The following is an 18,802-nucleotide window of genomic DNA, read 5'->3' as shown; positions in this document are numbered from 1 at the left end:
GAACCCGGCCTCGCGTGCCGGGTTTTTTTATGCCTAAGACCATTCCAGGAATGTGGATAACGTCCCATTTACGGGCTACGCTTAGTAAATATCCTGTATCAGGAGGGGATATGTTGACGCATTCTGAAGCCAAAAGATGGGCAACTCTGATGTTGAAATCCGCGCTTTGTGACGGGATGCCCGCCGAAGAGATTTTCCGGCAGGTGCATCTGGTTTGTGACAAGCACGGCAAAGAGTGCCTTGAGGAGTTGATCGAAGAGATTCTGGTTGAAGCCGGGCGCATTGGCCCTCAACACAGTGCCAGTGGCTATCATCATCACTGACGTCACCTGTGTTTCAAAAACCGCCTGCGGGCGGTTTTTTTGTGCCTCAGGCCGCAAGCACCTTGTTTCGGCCGTCGTTTTTGGCCTGATACAGCGCTTTATCGACCCGTTTAAAAATTTCATCAATGGTTTCGCCTGCCTGGTGTCTGGCGACGCCGACGCTGACCGTAAAGCCGGGGAGCCCTTCGTGGTTCAGTTTTGTGACGCTGTCACGTATGCGTTCGGCCAGCTCTACGGCGCTCTCCAGCGGAGTGTGCGGCAGCATCAGGACAAACTCTTCGCCACCCCAGCGGAAGATGAAATCACCTGCCCGGCTGCAGGTTTCGAGAATCCTGGAAAGCTGCACCAGCACTTCGTCACCCTTCAGATGGCCAAAGTTGTCGTTGATGGCTTTGAAGTTGTCGGTGTCCACCAGAAGCAGGCAGTAGTCGTTTTTGAGCAGCAGATGGCGCGATGCCGGGCCCTCGGTCAGGGCATAGAACTGCCGACGGTTGAGCAGGCCGGTCAGCGAATCGCGCAGGGCCGCATGCTCCAGCTCTTGCTCCAGACGTTTCTGCTCGGTGATGTCGTGAATGATGCACAGCATCAGGCGGTCGCTGCCGATGATGATGGGCCCGGCGTAAGTCAGCACGTGTCGGGTCGAGCCATCGGCCATCCTGTGCACAAAATAGAGCGGTTTGTGGCCGCCCGGCAGGCGGGCGATTTCTGCCATAACCGGCAGCACCTGACGTCCCAGGGTATTAATCTCCCAGGTGTGCAGCTGGCACATCTCCTCGCGACCGTAGCCATAAAAACGCAGCGCCGCGAGGTTGGCATCGACAATTCTGCCGTCCCGGGTCGGGTCAATCAGCAGCATTGGCGCGGTCGTGGTGGTGAAAAAACGGTGATAAAAGCTGTGGCGACGGGATGGGTAGCCAGCCGAACGCGCAGGGCTTTCGGTTGCTGCGTGAGGGATATTCGCCCCTTCAAACAGAATCACCGGCGGCATAGTGGGAAAGGTCGCCAGTGAGAGACGACAGCGCAGCGGCAGTTCGCCCGACGGAGTGGCAAAAGTCCAGATCTCCACGATTTCATGCTGATGCTTCAGGTCGTTGATATAGTGCGCCAGCCGCGTTTGCGCGCAGGCGGAGAGTGCACCGAAACGCAGAGACGTCAGCGAGCTGTCGCCCGCCAGCGCCTGTGCAGCATGATTCGCAAAGACGACTCGCTCATCGTCCGGGTCGACGACCCATACCGGTGTGGTCAGGTAATGGTAAGCGGATAATTCGGCTGGCAACATGCATTATCTCCCTGGGCGAACGCCTGCCCGCCAACGGCACGTATTAAACATAATGCATTTTTATGAATTCACGCCTGCTTTTTTTGTACCGCGGTCTGGACGGGGGCCGGGGTCGTCTGTTTCGCGCTCTCTATTTGTGACAGCAGCTGCGGGATCTCTTTGGCAGGCAGCGCTTTCGCAAACAGGAAGCCCTGCAAATAGCCGCAGCCGAGGCTCGTCAACAGCTGCTGCTGATCCTGCGTTTCGATGCCTTCCGCCACCACATTCATGTTCATCGAATGAGCGATGTCGATGATCGTCGCCACGATTTTGACGTTTTTACTGTTGTCGCGAATATCCCGCACAAAGCTTTTGTCGATTTTCAGCTCCCGGGCAGGCAGGTTTTTCAGCGTCAGCATGTTGGAGTAACCGGTGCCGAAATCGTCGATAGAAACGGTGATCCCCATCCGGTTGAAGTCATTGAGGATCTCAATGCTGCGCTCAAGATTGCGCAGGGCGGTGCTTTCCGTCAGCTCAATGGTGAGGCGGGATGGCGGCACCGCATGGCGCGCCAGCGCGCTGCAAATGGTGTCATAAATGTCGAATTGCTCGAACTGCGCCGCCGACAGGTTTATCGACAGGCTCCACTCCGGGTGGCCCTGGTCGGCCCACTGACGCAGCTGCAGGCACGCCTGGTCCACAACCCAATAACCGACAGGAATAATCAGCCCGGTATTTTCCAGGGTGGCGAGAAACACTTCAGGCAGCAGGATGCCTTTTGCCGGATGCCGCCAGCGTAGCAGGGCCTCGAAGCCATAAATGGTTTTGCTCCCGGCGTGATACTTCGGCTGATACCAGAGCTCAAACTGCCCGCGCTCCAGCGCCTGGGTCAGGTCCTGCAGGAATTCGGCACCTTCCCAGACCTTATGCACCATGTCGGTATGATAAATGGCCCAGCCGTTGCGCCCCTGCTGCTTGATGTTGTACATCGCCGTGTCGGCCCGCAGCTTCAGCTCCTGTAATGTTTTTCCGTGCTGCGGGAAGAGGCTGACGCCCGCGCTCAGCGACACCTGCAGTATCTGCCCGGCCTCGTAGAACGGACGACGAATGCACTCCACCATCCGGGTGACTAAATCTTCAACGTCACCCTGAGTGGCGTCCGGTACCAGCAGGATAAATTCGTCACCGCCGAGGCGGGCGAGGGTCATTTTAGGGGAAAGGCAGGCGCTGATGCGGTTGGCGACGGAAACCAGCAGGTGATCGCCCACGTGATGACCCCAGGCATCGTTGACCAGTTTGAAGCGGTCGAGATCCATAAAAATCAACGCGAAGGGAACCTGGGTGATTTGCGACTGCTGCAGGCAGGCCTCAAGACGCAGATCGATCTGACTGCGGTTTGCCAGCCCCGTCAGGCCGTCAAAGCGGGCCTGCTGCTCCAGCTGCTGGTTGAGCTGTTGCAGGTTCTCCGTGAGGCGATTGGTGCGCAGCTGCGAATCGACCATCGAAATGATCAGCATCACGCCAAGAATGGCAAGCGTCGTCGCCGAAACCCAGATAGAGAGGCCGAGTTCGCTGACGCCACCGCTCATGTAATGCCCGCTATCTTCGAACTCTGCCGCGCTCATGCCGGTGTAGTGCATGGCGGCGATGGCGATGCCCATGACGACCGCCGCAGTCATGCGATTGATGAGCACGCCTTTGCTGTTGAGTCGCAGGCTGAACGCCAGCCACAGACCGACGCCTGAGGCGACAATGGCAATGATCACTGACAGCGCCACCAGCCCGTAATTCCAGATGATCATGTCCTGCATCATCAGCGCCGCCATGCCGACGTAGTGCATGGTCACCACGCCGCTACTAAGAATCGCTGTGGCGAGACACAGGCGTTTGAGCGAAAGCTCGCTGCCGTTAACGGCGATATTAATTGAGAGGGTTGAGGTGACGATGGCCACCAGCAGTGAAACCGCTGTAGTGGCAAAGTCATAGTGCATCATCATTGGCATTTTCATGGCCAGCATGCCAATAAAGTGCATTGACCAAATCCCAATACCTAACGTGGCCCCTCCGGCGAGACGCCAGAAGAGTGCGGCATTTTTATTGGAGGCAGCAATTTTTGCCGCACTGTCCAGGGCAACAAACGAAGCGATAAAAGCAACTAAAAAGGAAATGCCGACCAGAACCGGGTCCCACGAAACGTACAGCATCATGCAATCCACGTTTTTTCAAGGTTGTTAAAGTAATGTAACAGCAAATCTGAAGGCGACGCCAATGAAATAGAGAAGAAGAAATGCTGTATTTCTTTTGATTGGTTTTACGCTCACACTTTTATCATCGTGCTGAAATCATACGCGCAAAAAACGCACCAACGACTTAAGCATGGCTTAAAAATGATATAGTGCCAGTTAACTGAATCTGATTTTGCTGGTGTTGTCATGCAATAATCTGCCGTTATGATGCGATGTGTCATTGTTTTTTAGTGGAAATCACTACTCATGTGGCACGTGGTCAGATAAATAAGTTGCTAAAGCCAAACTCACCGGGTTTAAGCATGAATATTAATTTCTCATGGAAATCATATTGAATTGACGATGGCAGGTGCTATAAACATATCACCCCTCCGAGTATCTCTGTGAGTCTGATTATGCTGAGAAATATTAGTGTCAGAACTTTCATATTGATGTTTTTGCTGGCGGTTTTCATTATTGTCGATATTTTGGCTGTTATATTATCCGCTAATATGGCGGTGATGATTATGTTTAATATTGTATGGCTGACGGCCTTTTCACTGCTGTGGCTATATATGACTAAATATCTGGTTACGCCGATTAACGCCGTTAAGAGAAGCATTGATGAAGTGGTTTCCGGTAATTTATCGGTATATATCCCTGAATTTGGCAACAACTGCGCCGGGCGTTTAATTCCGGGTATCAATAGCTTGTCGAGCAATATCTCTACGCTGGTATCGGAAATCCGCAGTTCATCGCAAACGGCAATGACGCTCTCTGAACAGCTGGCAAACCGCAGCGCCGAGCTGTCAGTAACCTCGGAGCAGCAGTCCGCCACCCTGATGCAGACGGCTTCGAGCATGGAAGAGATTGCGGCCAGCACCAAAAATAACGCCGAGAACACCCGACTTGCCAGCGATCGAGCAGGGGATGCCACACTCTGCGCCCGTAAAGGTGGAGAGCTTATGGGTGACGTCGCCACTAACATGCAGTCTATAACCGACTGCGCGCGGCAGATGACGGAAATTATCACCCTGATTGACGGCATTGCCTTCCAGACCAATATTCTGGCCCTGAATGCGGCGGTTGAAGCGGCGCGGGCAGGCGATCACGGCAAAGGGTTCTCGGTGGTGGCGGGTGAAGTGCGCAACCTTGCTCACCGTAGCGCTGAAGCGGCGAAGAATATTAAAACACTGATCAGCGTGACCAGTGATAACGTGACTCAGGGCGCAAGTATTGTCGCGGAAGCTGAGAAAAATATGCAGGATATAGTGACGGGTTCAGGCTCACTGAGCAGCCTGATGGAGCAGATCTCAAGCTCTACGTTACAGCAGGAGAAAGGTATCGAGCAGATAACCATGGCGCTCTCTGAGCTTGAGAAAGTCACGCAAAGTAATGTCGCCGTTGTGGAAGAGTTGGCCGGATCGTCGGATGTGCTCAAACATCAGGTGATTGAGCTGCAAACCCGGACGCGTAATTTCCGTCTCGGCAATGAAATGCCCACCCCGGCGGTTACAACGCCACCGCCACAAACCGCGCCCGTCGCAGTTGCAGGCGGCGATCGAAATTACTGGCACTCCTTTTAAACGCTTGCGAGAACAATAAAACGGGCCTGCACAATGCAGGCCCGTTTTATTTGCAGCAATCTCAATTCATCCCTGTTAACGATTCGGACATTGCGCTGTCCGGCCGTCTGCCAGATAATTCCGCTTTCATGAATAAATTCATGGCGATGGCGGGAACACATTTTGTTTATTACGCCCGCCGGGCTAGACTTCATTGCACAAGTAAATATTGATGGAGGCGATGTGGAAGCCATTAAGGGAGCCGATGTGAACGTACCTGATGCGGTTTTTGCCTGGATGCTGGATGGCAAAGGCGGGGTGATCCCGATGACGGACGAGCGGGTTATCGACAAGGATAATCCCTGCTGGCTGCACCTCAACTATACCCATCCGGAAAGCGCGCAATGGCTGGCGACCACGCCGCTGCTGCCGAACAGCGTGCGCGATGCGCTGGCGGGCGACAGCTTGCGCCCACGCGTGACGCGAGTCGGTGAGGGCACGCTGATCACGCTGCGCTGTATTAACGGCAGCACCGATGAACGCCCGGATCAGCTGGTGGCCATGCGCCTGTATATGGATGAGCGCCTGATTGTTTCAACCCGTCAACGCAAAGTGCTGGCGCTGGATGACGTGGTAAAAGACCTGGAAGAGGGAACCGGCCCCACGGACTGCGGCGGCTGGCTGGTCGACGTGTGTGATGCGCTGACCGATCACGCCAGTGAGTTCATCGAAGAGCTGCACGATAAGATCATCGATCTGGAAGATAACCTGCTGGATCAGCAGGTGCCGCCGCGCGGTTTTCTGGCACTTTTGCGTAAGCAACTGATCGTGATGCGCCGCTATATGGCACCGCAGCGCGACGTTTATTCACGGCTTTCCAGCGAGCGTTTTGTATGGATGAATGACGATCAGCGCCGCCGGATGCAGGACATTGCCGACAGGCTGGGTCGTGGGCTCGATGAGATTGACGCCTGTATCGCCCGTACCGGTGTGATGGCCGATGAAATCGCCCAGGTGATGCAGGAGTCACTGGCACGAAGAACCTACACCATGTCACTGATGGCGATGGTCTTTTTACCGAGTACCTTCCTGACGGGTCTGTTTGGCGTCAACCTCGGCGGCATTCCCGGCGGCGGATGGCAGTTTGGTTTCTCGTTGTTTTGCATTGGGTTAGTGGTGCTGATCGGCGGTGTTACCTGGTGGTTACATCGAAGTAAATGGTTGTAAGAAATCAGTTTTATACGCGAGAAGAGCCCAAAAATGCGGTTAAGTTTGAGCAAAGTCAATAAACGGCCTACCCATTCAGGGCAATATCATTCCCGCAGGTGAATGCAACGTCAAGCGATGGGCGTTGCGCTCCATATTGTCTTACTTCCTTTTTTGAATTACTGCATAGCACAATTGATTCGTACGACGCCGACTTAGATAAGTCGGCTTTTTTTTGCCTCTCGCGCCAGACCTTCTACCCTTAAGGGACGTTCAACCGTCCAGGAGGTCATTATGAACTGGCGACTCAGCGATCCGATTCCTACCGATCCTGTTCCCTTGCCGGACCCCATCCCGCGTCCTCAGCCGATACCCGACCCGCCGCTCGACCCCGATCCGCATCCGATTATCGATCCGCCGCCGTTTCGCTGAATGGCAGGCACAAAAAAGCCCTCGTTAAGAGGGCCTATGAAGGATTTTGCGCTTATTTGATTTCGACAATATCAAGTCGATTCGCGAGCACGTCTGACTCTTCATCTTCCGGCTGCCAGCCCGCTGGCTGCAGTGGGATCTCTTCCCGGTCGAAGGCTAAATCACCGCCGTTAACGACTTCAGCGCCGTGCTTCAGGCCCTTAAAGTCAAACATCTCGGTATCGCACAGGTGAGAAGGCACCACGTTCTGCATAGCGCTGAACATGGTTTCGATACGCCCCGGGTAACGCTTATCCCAGTCGCGCAGCATGTCGCCAATGACCTGACGCTGCAGGTTAGGCTGCGAGCCGCAAAGGTTGCACGGAATGATCGGGTACGCTTTCGCTTCGGCAAAACGCTCAATGTCTTTTTCGCGGCAGTAGGCCAGCGGACGGATCACGATGTGCTTCCCGTCGTCGCTCATCAGCTTCGGCGGCATGCCTTTCATTTTTCCGCCGTAGAACATATTGAGGAACAGGGTTTGCAGAATGTCATCGCGATGATGGCCCAGGGCGATTTTCGTTGCACCCAGTTCCGTAGCGGTGCGGTACAGAATGCCACGGCGCAGGCGAGAGCAGAGGGAACAGGTCGTTTTGCCTTCCGGGATCTTCTCTTTTACGATGCCGTAGGTGTTCTCTTCGACGATTTTGTACTCCACGCCGAGGGTCTCGAGGTACGCCGGGAGAATGTGCTCCGGGAAACCGGGCTGCTTCTGATCGAGGTTCACCGCCACCAGGCTGAAATTCACCGGGGCGCTCTGCTGCAGGTTGCGCAGAATTTCCAGCATGGTGTAGCTGTCTTTGCCGCCGGAGAGGCAGACCATGATGCGATCGCCTTCCTCAATCATATTGAAGTCGGCAATGGCTTCGCCCACGTTACGACGCAGGCGCTTTTGCAATTTGTTCAGGTTGTACTGTTCTTTCTTACTAACTTCTTGATTTTGCGACATGTAATGATGGCTCTGCTCGAAGGTAAAGGACAGCCTGCGTCAGGAGCACTGACGGACATCAGGATTAATGATGGAGTGTAGCAAGAAACTGCGGCTGTCCTGTCGATAGTCTGGCGTGTATGGTACGGATTACAGCGCCGAATGCCAGCGTGATTTCAGTCGCAAAGCATTTACTCACCCGTTTTTTTCCCCTCGCTGAGCGGCATCAGCAGTTCTTTCAGCAACGCATAGCGTTCGGCAGGGGTCAGGTAAAACGGATGTGTATGAGGGGCTGTCGGTTCTTTCAGCCATTGGCTGTTCATTTTGCGTAACCAGTTGTGGACATCGTTCATGATTTCATCTCCTGTGGTAGTGAAATCATTGTGGCCAATAAAAACCGGAAGAAAAACGGACGGTATTAAAAATAGACTTCCGGGTTTTCGTGTAATACATCTGGCTTTTTTTAAGCTTTGCGTGCGCAAGCCTTCTGAGAAAATAGCGCGGGTGCTGTTACATCTTTATTTTTCGGGAAGGGAACCTGGCGGGGAAATATCTGTCGCTCGCTCCTTATTTGTGCGTTTGTTGTTCAGTAAATAAAAAGACCCGCCGGTAAGGGCGGGTTATTAATAACAGCTATAGCGGAATTAGAACTGGTAAACCAGGCCTGTTGCCACAACGTTATCAGTGTTGATGCCGTTATTTTTGGTGAAGTCGTTGTCATCCAGCAGGTTGATTTTGTAATCAACATAGGTAGACATGTTTTTGTTGAAGTAGTAAGTCGCGCCAACAGAAACGTATTTCACCAGGTCCTGGTCACCGGCGTTGCTGCCGTCGGTGTGGGTCAGATCCTGTCCTTTAGACTGGAGGAAAGAAACTTCAGGACGCAGACCGAAATCAAACTGGTACTGTGCAGTCACTTCGAAGTTCTTGGTCTTGTTCGCAGTACCGCCACCGTAGTTGCTGTCGGTGCTACCGTAGTTGGTCATGTTACGGGTTTCGGAGTACATGGTTGCCAGATAGATGTTGTTCGCATCGTATTTCAGGCCTGCAGTCCATGCGTCAGCTTTATCGCCCTGTGCGTACTGTCCGCCTTTGTTAACCTGGTCGTTGGTACGGTCAGAGGAAGAATAAGCGGCACCTACGCTAACACCGGAATCCATAATGTTGTAGGTGGAGGAAATACCCCAGCCGTCGCCATTGGCATTGCGGAAGCTACGATCGCCGTTATTGGTGCCTTCACCGGAACCTGGGTTTTCGTTTTTACCCTGGTACTGGACCGCAAAGTTCAGACCGTCAACCAGGCCGAAGAAATCGTTGTTACGGTAGGTTGCCACGCCGTTTGCGCGGCCAGTCATGAAGTTGTCAGCGGAAGTGTAAGAGTCGCCGCCGAATTCCGGCAGCACGTCAGTCCAGGCTTCTACGTCGTACAGCACGCCGTAGTTACGACCGTAGTCGAATGAGCCGTAGTTGCCAAATTTCAGGCCTGCGAAGCCCAGACGAGTCCAGGACTGATCGGAAGAACCTTCGGTGTTGTTCGCCTGAACGTTGTATTCCCACTGGCCGTAGCCGGTCAGCTGATCGGTGATCTGCGTTTCACCCTTGAAGCCCATACGGATGTACGACTGATCGCCGTTAGCACCGTTGTTGTCGGAGAAGTAATGCAGACCGTCGACCTTACCGTACAGGTCCAGCTTGTTGCCGTCTTTGTTGTAAATCTCTGCCGCGTGAACTGCGCCTGCGGATAATAATGCAGGGATAACGAGTGCCAGTACTTTTCTTTTCATTTTAATAATCCTTTAAGCTGTTTTTATATACTGCCTTCCGGAGAGGCTAGTGGCTCCATGCTAATGTAGAGATATCTAAAGAAGGTATGCCTCAATTGTTACGATATAAATGAAATGTCGAGAAAATAATACGCCTGTAATGGTGATTTGCGGTGTGAATATATGAGGGTGAAATATTCAATATTAAAATTATACAGCGAAAATGAATGCCACTAGAATCTCGCCGTTATATGCCTATTTGCCACGCGAATTATTCTTGTTGCCGTGCGGTGCTAATAAGTTCCTATTTTGTCAATAACAAATGACAAGCCCGGAGTAATATCCGGGCTTTTTTTTATTTATTTTTAAATTAAGTTATCAGCCTCAGTCGCTGGTCGACTTCTCCGCTTTCCCTGCCATCTGAGCCAGGAAGTCATAGCGTTTTTGCAGATCGGCCGTGGCGTCTTTCCACAGCTGTTCGGCGACTTCCGGCTGTTGAGCATTCAGACGGCGGAAGCGCTGCTCTTTCATCAGCGTATCGGCCAGCGCATCCGACGGTGGGCGAGAGTCCAGCGCCAGCGGCAGCTTGCCTTCATCCGCCCGACGCGGGTCGAAGCGATACAGCGGCCAGAAGCCGGTCGCGGTCAGCTGACGCATCTGATCGTGGCTCAGCGCCAGGTCGTAACCGTGCTCTTCGCAAGGGCTGTAGGCGATGATCAGCGACGGCCCCGGATAGGCTTCCGCTTCCTGAATCGCTTTCACCGTCTGGTTGAGCTGTGCGCCCAGCGAAATCTGCGCGACATAAACGTGACCGTACATCATCATGCTGACGCCCAGATCCTTGCGTGCCTTACGTTTACCGTGCTCGCCAAACTTGGTAACGGCACCGAGCGGCGTCGCTTTTGATGCCTGTCCGCCGGTGTTGGAATAACACTGGGTATCGAGCACCAGAATATTGACGTTCTCGGTGAGGCTCAACACGTGGTCGAGGCCGCCGAAGCCGATATCGTAGGCCCAGCCGTCGCCGCCAATCAGCCAGATGGATTTCTCCACCAGCGCGTCGGCGTCGGTCAGCAGCTCCGCCGCACCATCCTCATTCTGCAAATGATGGCGCAACGCGGCAACCTGTTCGCGACGCACTTCCGGCGTGGCTTCAGCATGCAGCGCTTCGTTCAGTTCCGCAGGCAGCTTGTCGGCGAAGGTTTCCAGCAGACGCATCACGCGGCTTCGGTGCTGATCGACGGATAAGCGGAAGCCCAGACCAAATTCGGCGTTATCCTCGAACAGCGAGTTTGCCCAGGCCGGACCGCGACCGTTAATGTCGGTGGTGTAAGGCGTGGAGGGCAGGTTGCCGCCGTAAATAGAGGAACAGCCGGTGGCATTGGCGATCATCATTCTGTCGCCGTACAGCTGGGTCAGCAGCTTGATGTATGGCGTTTCGCCGCAGCCGGAGCAGGCGCCGGAGTATTCGAACAGCGGCGTGATCAGCTGCGAGGTGCGAATATCAATACGTTCAAGCTTCGTACGATCGATTTCCGGCAGCGCGAGGAAGTAGTCGTAGTTCACTTTCTCTTCTTCGACATGCTCCAGGCGCGACATCATATTGATGGCCTTGATGTCCGGATCCTGGCGGTCCTTCGCCGGGCAGACCTCAACGCACAGGTTACAGCCGGTGCAGTCTTCTGGTGCCACCTGCAGCACGTATTTCTGCCCGCGCATATCGCGGGACTTCACGTCCAGCGAGTGGAGGCTGGCCGGGGCGTTTTCCATCTCTTCAGGCGAAACCACTTTGGCGCGAATGGCCGAGTGCGGGCAGGCGGCAACGCAGTGGTTACACTGGGTGCAGAGATCTTCTTTCCAGATAGGGATCTCTTCGGCGATGTTGCGTTTCTCCCAGCGGGTGGTGCCGACAGGCCAGGTGCCGTCCGGCGGAAGCGCAGAAACGGGCAGGGCATCGCCAAGGCCCGCGAGCATCGCCGCGGTGACGGTTTTGACGAAGTCCGGCGCGGCGTCTGAAACGACAGGCGGGCGCAGCGGGCTGCTTTCATTGACAGGCTGCAACGGCACTTCCGCTAGCAGTTCGCGGGCCATCGCCAGCGCCTGCCAGTTGCGCTCAACCAGCTCCTGGCCTTTGCTGCTGTAGCTTTTGGCAATCGCGCCCTGAAGTTCAATCAGCGCGCTGTCGCCTGGCAGAATCTGCGTCAGCTGGAAGAAAGCCATTTGCATGACGGTGTTGATACGCGCCGCCAGACCGCATTCGCGGGCGATTTTCGCAGCGTTCACCACATAAAAACGGGCCTGCTTCTGATTCAGCACGGCCTGTACTTCCTGCGGCAGGCGTGACCACACCTCATCGGCGCTGTACGGCGTATTGAGCAGGAAAATGCCGCCCGGCTTCAGGCGTTCGGCCATCTGATATTTGTCGATGAACTGTAACTGGTGGCAGCCAACAAAATCGGCCTGAGATACCAGGTACGCCGAACGCACTGGCTGTTCCGATACGCGAAGGTGTGAAACCGTCAGGCCACCTGCTTTTTTGGAGTCATAGACGAAATAGCCCTGGGCGTACCACGGCGTGGAGTTACCAATAATCTTGATATTGTTCTTGGTGGCCGAGACGCTGCCGTCACTGCCGAGTCCGTAAAACAGCGCTTCCAGTTTGGCGGTGGACGGCAGGGTGTTTTCCGGCAGTACCAGAGACAGGTTGGTGACGTCGTCGTAAATGCCGACGGTGAAACGTGATTTCGGCTTAGCGGCGCTGAGTTCGCTGAAAATGGCCAGCACGCATTCAGGGCCAAACTCTTTCGAGGAAAGGCCATAGCGACCACCAATCACCCGCGGCAGCGTTTCGCGCTCACCGTTGTTGAAGGCTTCCGCCAGGGCGGTCATCACATCCAGATAGAGCGGTTCGGCGTGCGCGCCAGGTTCTTTGGTGCGATCCAACACGGCGAGGGATTTTACGCTCTCCGGTAATTCAGCCAGCAGATGTTTTGCGGAGAAGGGGCGGTACAGGCGAACTTTCAGCACGCCCACTTTTTCGCCGCGGGTCAGCAGTTCATCAACGACTTCTGCGCAGGTGCCAATGGCAGAGCCCATCAGCACAATCACGCGTTCGGCCTGCGGATGGCCGTAATATTCAAATGGCTTGTACTGGCGGCCCGTGGCGCTGGCAAAGTCATTCATCGCCTGTTCAACGTGATCGTAAACCGCGTTGTACCACGGGTTAGTGGCCTCGCGGGACTGGAAATAGGTGTCCGGGTTGGCGGAGGTGCCGCGAATCACCGGGTGCTCCGGGTTAAGCGCGCGCTCGCGGTGCGCGTTGATTTCTGCCTGTGGCATCAGGTTGAGGATGGTGTCATCCGCCAGCGGAACGATTTTGTTGATTTCGTGCGAGGTGCGGAAACCATCAAAGAAATGTATGAACGGCACGCGGCTTTTCAGTGTAGAAATCGTGGAGATCAGCGCAAAATCCTGCGCTTCCTGCACGTTAGCCGCGCTGAGCATCGCGCAACCTGTCTGGCGGATGGCCATCACGTCGGAGTGGTCGCCAAATATAGAAAGCGCGTGCGTCGCAACAGTACGCGCAGCGACGTGCAGCACAAATGGCGTCAGTTGACCGGCCAGTTTGTACAGCGTCGGGATCATCAGCAGCAGGCCCTGCGATGACGTAAAGGAAGTGGAGAGGGCGCCTGTCTGCAACGCACCGTGAACGGCGGCGATCGCGCCTGCTTCAGACTGCATTTCTACGACCCGGGGAACATCACCCCAGATGTTTTTCAACCCATTACCTGCCCAGGCATCGGCCTGTTCCGCCATGGTTGAGCTTGGCGTAATCGGGTAGATGGCAATAACTTCACTGGTGCGAAACGCCACCGACGCGCAAGCGCCATTACCGTCAGTTGTAATCATTGTGACACCCTTACATTGCGCAAGAAAAAAGACCCGCGTTACCTCAACAGGTCATGTAATTATGAGTCTATTTTAGCAAAGCGTTATGAGGGCCATTTTTGCTTTTGTGTCCTTGGTATTTATTTGAACAATGAGCAGATCAATGATTGCGGCATTAAATTGCGAGAATTTGTTTCTGAAACACGAAATGCGCGCCTCGTCTCTCGACGGCACGCCGCTTGCTGCCTATTATGAACAGGTTTTGCGAAACGTATTTGACAGGGGAAAAGAGAATGCGAGCAGCTTTTTGGGTAGGGTGCGCGGTGCTGTTATTATCGGCATGCAGCAGTGAACCAGTACAGCAGGCCACCGCGGCGCATGTTACGCCTGGGATGCGGGCGGCGATGTCCGATTCAGGGCAGGCAAACTGCGCCATGGTCGGTGGGGCATTATCCGTTGCGCGTCAGCTTGATGGCTCGGCCATCGGCATGTGCGCATTACCCAATGGCAAGCGATGCAGTGAGCAATCTCTGGCCACCGGGAGTTGCGGAAACTACTAGTTAATTCATCAAATCGGCGAGCCTGTACACCAGCGAATCATGCGCAGTCGCGAGGGTTAACTGGTTTGCCGTCAAATCGACCTGAACGCCGTCGTGCAACATTGCGCCGACCAGCGCGTCTAGCTGATTCAGCTGTGCATCGGTACAGAGCATCCGCGTCATGGCCAGGTTTTTCACCTTCAGCTCACCGTCAGACAGCTTGCCTTCGCCGGTAAAGCGGTTGCACATATTCCCCGACACGTGCATTTTCTCGCCGAAGCTCAGCTCCAGCGGTTTTTCAGTACTGATATTCTTACCGTTCACGCTTTCCAGCACAAAGCGGTGGTGCTCCAGCTGTTCCGGCTGAGTGGTCACTTTGCTTGTGGAGACGCAACCTGCCAGCATCATCGCGCCTGCCAGCAGGGCGACAGTCAGTTTCATACTGCTCATCAATTATTCACCAAAAAAAGAGTACCGACACAGCATGACACTGTAGTGCGGGGTTGAAGAGTGGGGATTGTCCGAAAGTGCTCCCCGCGAACGGGGAGCAGAAAAGGTTAAACCAGGGCGTTCGGGCTGGTTTCGCCGCTGTCGATCTGACGCAGGTTTTCCAGGGTGGTTTCGGAAATGCTGGTCAGTGCTTCGGCGGTGAGGAACGCCTGATGGCCGGTGAACAGCACGTTGTGACAGGCCGAAAGACGGCGGAACACGTCATCCTGAATCACGTCGTTGGACTTGTCTTCGAAGAAAAGATCGCGTTCGTTTTCATACACGTCCATGCCCAGCGCACCAATCTTCTGAGTTTTCAACGCCTCAATCGCCGCCTGGGAATCAATCAGGCCGCCGCGGCTGGTGTTGATCACCATCACGCCATCCTTCATCTGAGCGAACGCGGCGTGGTTCAGCAGGTGGTAGTTTTCCGGCGTCAGCGGGCAGTGCAGGGAGATAACGTCCGACTGCGAGAACAGCGTTGGCAGGTCGACATACTCCACGCCCAGCTCCAGCGCTGCGGCGCTTGGATAGGGATCGAAGGCCAGCAGCTTCATGCCGAAGCCTTTCAGGATCCTCAGAGTAGCAATACCGATTTTCCCGGTACCCACCACGCCTGCGGTTTTGCCGTGCATAGTGAAGCCGCACAGACCTTCCAGCGAGAAGTTGGCATCACGGGTGCGCTGATAAGCACGATGAATACGACGGTTCAGCGACATCATCAGACCAATCGCATGTTCGGCCACCGCCTCTGGCGAGTAAGCTGGAACGCGGACTACACGCAGGCCCAGCTCTTTGGCCGCATCGAGGTCGACGTTGTTAAACCCGGCACAGCGCAGGGCAATATATTTAACGCCATGTTTTTTCAGCTCTTCCAGCACCGGGCGGCTGCCATCGTCGTTGACGAAGATACAGACCGCGTCACAGCCGTGGGCGGTTTTGGCCGTCTTTTCGCTTAAAAGGAAGTCAAAAAATTCAAGTTCAAAGCCAAACGCATCATTAACATCTTGCAGATACTTTTTATCGTATTGCTTTGTGCTGTAAACTGCGATTTTCATAAGACTTTTCTCCAGTGATATTAACGTCACGGTAGCATATTTAAAATAATCATACAAATTTTAAAATTTTGTTTAATGAACAGGTTATAACAGAGAGTGTAGAGCATAAAATGCAGATGTTTGATGGATCCTCAGGAAGAGGCAATTTCCTGCATCTATGCTTAAACCTGACGGTGACTTTAACGGCAGGGTTAAACATGCCACAATACGGGCCACTTTGGCTTTTACTTACAACAAATCAGGATGTTAATCGCCCATGAAGGGTACCTGGAAAGCCACGATTGCGCTACTGCTGCTGCTGATCCTCCTGCCGCTTACGCTGCTGCTGACCCTGACGCACTGGGTGCCCACGCTGGCGGGGATCTGGCTTCCGGCGGGCACGCGAATCGCCATCGATCACAGCCCTCGTTTCACGCGAAACTCAGTGCGTTTGCCCGAACTGCGCTACCTGGTCGGCGACTGCCAGCTGGCTCAGATCACCAATGCCGAACTTTCCCACCCCAGCCGCTGGCGACTGCACGTCGGCACGCTCAATATCAACTCAGACTGCCTGAGCAAAATTCCCGAAAGCGCGCCCGCACCTGGCGCACCGCGAAGCCTGGCCGAATGGCAGTCGATGCTGCCCAACAGCTGGCTGACCATCGACGAGCTGCGCCTTTCACCCTGGGATAAATGGCAGGGCAAGCTGGCGGTTTCATTGACGCCCGCGAAGCAGGCAATCAGCTACAACGGCGCGGCGGTACATATACAGGCAAGCCTGAAGGGCCAGCAGCTCACCGTCAGCCAGTTTGAGGCTCAGGTTCAGGACGGTAAGCCGCCGATCAAGCTTGTCGGTGAGTTCACGATGCCACTGGTGCCGGACGGCCTGCCGGTCAGCGGCCACGTTCAGTCCACGTTTCAGGTGCCAGCGTCTGGATCGCTGGTCGATGCCGATCTGGAATGGCAGGAAAATCAGGGGCAACTGGTGGTGATGGCGCGCGGCAACGACGAGCCGCTACTGGATTTGCCGTGGGAGCTGACCCGTGAACGGCTGACCATCAGCGACGGACGCTGGAACTGGCCGTGGCAGGACGGTTTACCGCTGAGCGGCCGCGTGGGTCTGAAGGTGGATAACTGGCTGCAGGGCCTCGATAAAATGCAGATCGCCGGGCGGATGAACGTGCTGACGCAGGGGGCGGCCGGGAAAGGTAACGCCGTTCTTACCATCGGCCCTGGCACGCTCAGCATGGACAATAGCGCGATGCCGCTTCAGCTCACGGGCGAAGCCAAATATGACGATCTGGTGCTTTACGCGATCTTACCGGCACAGCTGAGTGGCTCGCTGATCGATCCCCGGCTGAGCTTCGAGCCTGGCGCACTCCTGCGCTCCCGCGGTCGCGTGATTGACTCTCTCAATATTGATGAAATTCGCTGGCCGCTGGCGGGGGTTCACGTCAGCAGTCAGGGCGTGGACGGGCGCTTGCAGGCCATTCTGCGGGCGCACGAGCAGGAGATGGGCGATTTCGTACTGCATCTCGACGGCCAGGCTGACAACTTCCTACCCGACCAGGGGAGCTGGCGCTGGCGTTACTGGGGCGACGGGCACTTCACACCGATGCAGGCGAAGTGGGACGTGAAGGGCGATGGCGAGTGGCGCGACAGCTCGATCGTGCTTAACAGCCTGTCGACCGGTTTCGATAAACTTCAGTACGGTACCATGACCGTCAGCCAGCCACGTCTGGCGCTCGACAAACCCATTCACTGGATCCGCGATGAGCAGCATCCTTCATTCACCGGGGCGCTCTCCCTGGATGCCGGTGAGACGCATTTTAGCGGCGGCAGCGTGCTGCCCCCCTCAACGCTGAAGTTCAGCCTTGACGGACGCGACCCGACCTGGTTCCAGTTCAAAGGCGATTTGCACGCAGAAGCGATTGGCCCGGTGAGTATCAACGGACGCTGGGACGGCATACGCCTGCGCGGCGAGGCCTGGTGGCCGAAACAGTCGTTAACTGTGTTCCAGCCGCTGGTGCCGCCAGACTTAAAAATGAACCTCCGCGAGGGAACGCTGTACGCGCAGGTGGCATTTTCCGCAGCCGCCGGACAGGGCTTTGAAGCGGGCGGCCACGGTGTCCTGAAAGGCGGCAGCGCGTGGATGCCGGACAACAAGATCAACGGCGTGGACTTTGTATTGCCGTTCCGCTTCAGCGGCGGTGTCTGGCAACTTGGTACGCGGGGCCCGGTGACGCTGCGCATTGGCGAAATCGTCAATCAGGTTACCGCCCATAACTTCTCTGCGGATTTACAGGGCAGTTATCCCTGGAGCGAAAGCGATCCGCTGCTGCTGAGCGACGTCAACGTGGACCTGCTCGGCGGCAAATTGTCGATGCTGCAACTGCGGATGCCTCAGCACGACCCGGCCCTGCTGCGCGTGCAGAATATCTCCACCAGCGAACTTATCGGTGCCGTCAATCCGAAGCAGTTCACCATGTCCGGCCCGGTCAGCGGCGCGCTGCCGCTGTGGCTCGACAACGAAAAATGGATAATCAAAGACGGCTGGCTGACCAACCCCGGCCCGATGACGCTGCGGATCGACAAAGACACCGCCGATGCGGTGGTCAAAGACAATATGGCCGCCGGGGCGGCGATTAACTGGCTGCGCTACATGGAAATTTCCCGATCGTGGACGAAAATAAATCTCGATAACCTCGGGAAGCTGACGCTGCAATCCACGGTGTCCGGCACCAGCCGGGCCGACGGCAAAACCGGCAAGGTCAATTTAAACTATACCCATGAAGAGAACGTGTTCGAACTCTGGCGCAGCTTGCGCTTTGGCGACAATCTTCAGACATGGCTTGAGCAAAACGCGACGCTTCCTGCCTCGGGCTGCCAGGCAGGAAAGGACTGTAAGGAGCAACAATGAAAGCGATAACCGCCGTGCTGAGCGGAGTGATGGTGATGAGTCTCAGCGGTTGTACGCCGCGAATAGAAGTCGCCGCCCCGAAAGAGCCTATCACCATCAATATGAACGTGAAGATCGAACATGAGATCCACATCAAAGTGGATAAAGACGTTGAAGAGTTGCTGAAATCACGCAGCGATCTGTTCTGAGG

Annotated in this window: 16 protein-coding genes; 8 read left to right on the top strand and 8 right to left on the bottom strand. The window is 55.2% G+C overall.

All coding sequences use genetic code 11. The features are described 5' to 3' along the window. Positions 1–110 precede the first annotated feature (110 nt). Positions 111–323, top strand: coding sequence for a hypothetical protein (locus CRO87_RS00910; protein WP_097161046.1), 213 nt, complete (start codon positions 111–113; stop codon positions 321–323). Positions 324–369: 46 nt separating this feature from the next. Here the strand turns inward: CRO87_RS00910 and CRO87_RS00905 are convergent, their stop codons facing one another. After that, entirely contained in the window at positions 370–1,602 is a 1,233-nt protein-coding gene (locus CRO87_RS00905; protein WP_097161045.1) for a sensor domain-containing diguanylate cyclase, read from the bottom strand. 68 nt (positions 1,603–1,670) lie between these two features. After that, on the bottom strand, positions 1,671–3,785 hold the full coding sequence (locus CRO87_RS00900) for a bifunctional diguanylate cyclase/phosphodiesterase (protein ID WP_097161044.1): 2,115 nt from the start codon (positions 3,783–3,785) through the stop codon (positions 1,671–1,673). A 437-nt stretch (positions 3,786–4,222) separates the two neighbouring features. Here CRO87_RS00900 and CRO87_RS00895 point away from each other — a divergent pair, with 437 nt between their 5' ends. The 3 genes from CRO87_RS00895 (at position 4,223) to CRO87_RS22655 (ending at position 7,009) form a co-directional block, all read left to right on the top strand. Beyond that, positions 4,223–5,392, top strand: a complete 1,170-nt coding sequence (locus CRO87_RS00895; RefSeq protein WP_097161298.1) for a methyl-accepting chemotaxis protein — start codon at positions 4,223–4,225, stop codon at positions 5,390–5,392. A 222-nt stretch (positions 5,393–5,614) separates the two neighbouring features. Continuing rightward, complete coding sequence (gene zntB / locus CRO87_RS00890) at positions 5,615–6,598, top strand: zinc transporter ZntB (protein ID WP_097161043.1); 984 nt, start codon at positions 5,615–5,617, stop codon at positions 6,596–6,598. A gap of 273 nt (positions 6,599–6,871) precedes the next feature. Further along, positions 6,872–7,009 carry a hypothetical protein gene (locus tag CRO87_RS22655; RefSeq protein WP_176504241.1) on the top strand — a complete coding sequence of 46 codons (138 nt, stop codon included), beginning with the start codon at positions 6,872–6,874 and terminating at the stop codon, positions 7,007–7,009. A 52-nt stretch (positions 7,010–7,061) separates the two neighbouring features. Here the strand turns inward: CRO87_RS22655 and ttcA are convergent, their stop codons facing one another. The 4 genes from ttcA to nifJ all read right to left on the bottom strand — a co-directional run bounded on the left by ttcA (position 7,062) and on the right by nifJ (position 13,648). Further along, on the bottom strand, positions 7,062–7,997 hold the full coding sequence (gene ttcA / locus CRO87_RS00885) for a tRNA 2-thiocytidine(32) synthetase TtcA (protein WP_097161042.1): 936 nt from the start codon (positions 7,995–7,997) through the stop codon (positions 7,062–7,064). A gap of 170 nt (positions 7,998–8,167) precedes the next feature. Beyond that, positions 8,168–8,329, bottom strand: coding sequence for a hypothetical protein (locus tag CRO87_RS22650; protein ID WP_176504240.1), 162 nt, complete (start codon positions 8,327–8,329; stop codon positions 8,168–8,170). A 291-nt stretch (positions 8,330–8,620) separates the two neighbouring features. Further along, positions 8,621–9,760: a porin OmpC gene (gene ompC, locus CRO87_RS00880; protein WP_097161041.1), complete on the bottom strand. Its 1,140-nt coding sequence runs from the start codon at positions 9,758–9,760 to the stop codon at positions 8,621–8,623. A 363-nt stretch (positions 9,761–10,123) separates the two neighbouring features. Beyond that, positions 10,124–13,648 carry a pyruvate:ferredoxin (flavodoxin) oxidoreductase gene (gene nifJ / locus CRO87_RS00875; protein WP_097161040.1) on the bottom strand — a complete coding sequence of 1,175 codons (3,525 nt, stop codon included), beginning with the start codon at positions 13,646–13,648 and terminating at the stop codon, positions 10,124–10,126. Between the two features lie 142 nt (positions 13,649–13,790). Here nifJ and CRO87_RS22645 point away from each other — a divergent pair, with 142 nt between their 5' ends. Beyond that, positions 13,791–13,979, top strand: a complete 189-nt coding sequence (locus CRO87_RS22645; RefSeq protein WP_176504235.1) for a hypothetical protein — start codon at positions 13,791–13,793, stop codon at positions 13,977–13,979. Beyond that, the gene (locus tag CRO87_RS00870) at positions 13,921–14,187 is read left to right on the top strand and encodes a DUF333 domain-containing protein (protein WP_097161039.1); all 267 of its coding nucleotides are present in this window, start codon (positions 13,921–13,923) and stop codon (positions 14,185–14,187) included. Before CRO87_RS22645 ends, CRO87_RS00870 begins: the two co-directional genes overlap by 59 nt. Here CRO87_RS00870 and hslJ read toward each other — a convergent pair whose 3' ends face one another. Next, positions 14,188–14,607, bottom strand: coding sequence for a heat shock protein HslJ (gene hslJ / locus CRO87_RS00865; protein WP_097161038.1), 420 nt, complete (start codon positions 14,605–14,607; stop codon positions 14,188–14,190). It lies immediately after the preceding gene. Positions 14,608–14,723: 116 nt separating this feature from the next. Further along, positions 14,724–15,713: a 2-hydroxyacid dehydrogenase gene (locus CRO87_RS00860; RefSeq protein ID WP_097161037.1), complete on the bottom strand. Its 990-nt coding sequence runs from the start codon at positions 15,711–15,713 to the stop codon at positions 14,724–14,726. A gap of 256 nt (positions 15,714–15,969) precedes the next feature. On the opposite strand from CRO87_RS00860, the gene CRO87_RS00855 reads away from it, so the two are divergent. Both CRO87_RS00855 and CRO87_RS00850 read left to right on the top strand, forming a co-directional pair. Continuing rightward, entirely contained in the window at positions 15,970–18,612 is a 2,643-nt protein-coding gene (locus CRO87_RS00855; protein ID WP_097161036.1) for a YdbH family protein, read from the top strand. Then, entirely contained in the window at positions 18,609–18,800 is a 192-nt protein-coding gene (locus CRO87_RS00850) for a YnbE family lipoprotein (protein WP_097161035.1), read from the top strand. The genes CRO87_RS00855 and CRO87_RS00850 overlap by 4 nt, the downstream gene beginning before the upstream one ends. The last annotated feature ends 2 nt before the right edge of the window (positions 18,801–18,802 follow it).

This window comes from Enterobacter sp. CC120223-11 (genome assembly GCF_900215375.1).
Taxonomy (GTDB): domain Bacteria; phylum Pseudomonadota; class Gammaproteobacteria; order Enterobacterales; family Enterobacteriaceae; genus Scandinavium.
Note: the sequence above shows the minus strand (reverse complement) of the source record. Positions and strands in the feature narration are given on the sequence as shown.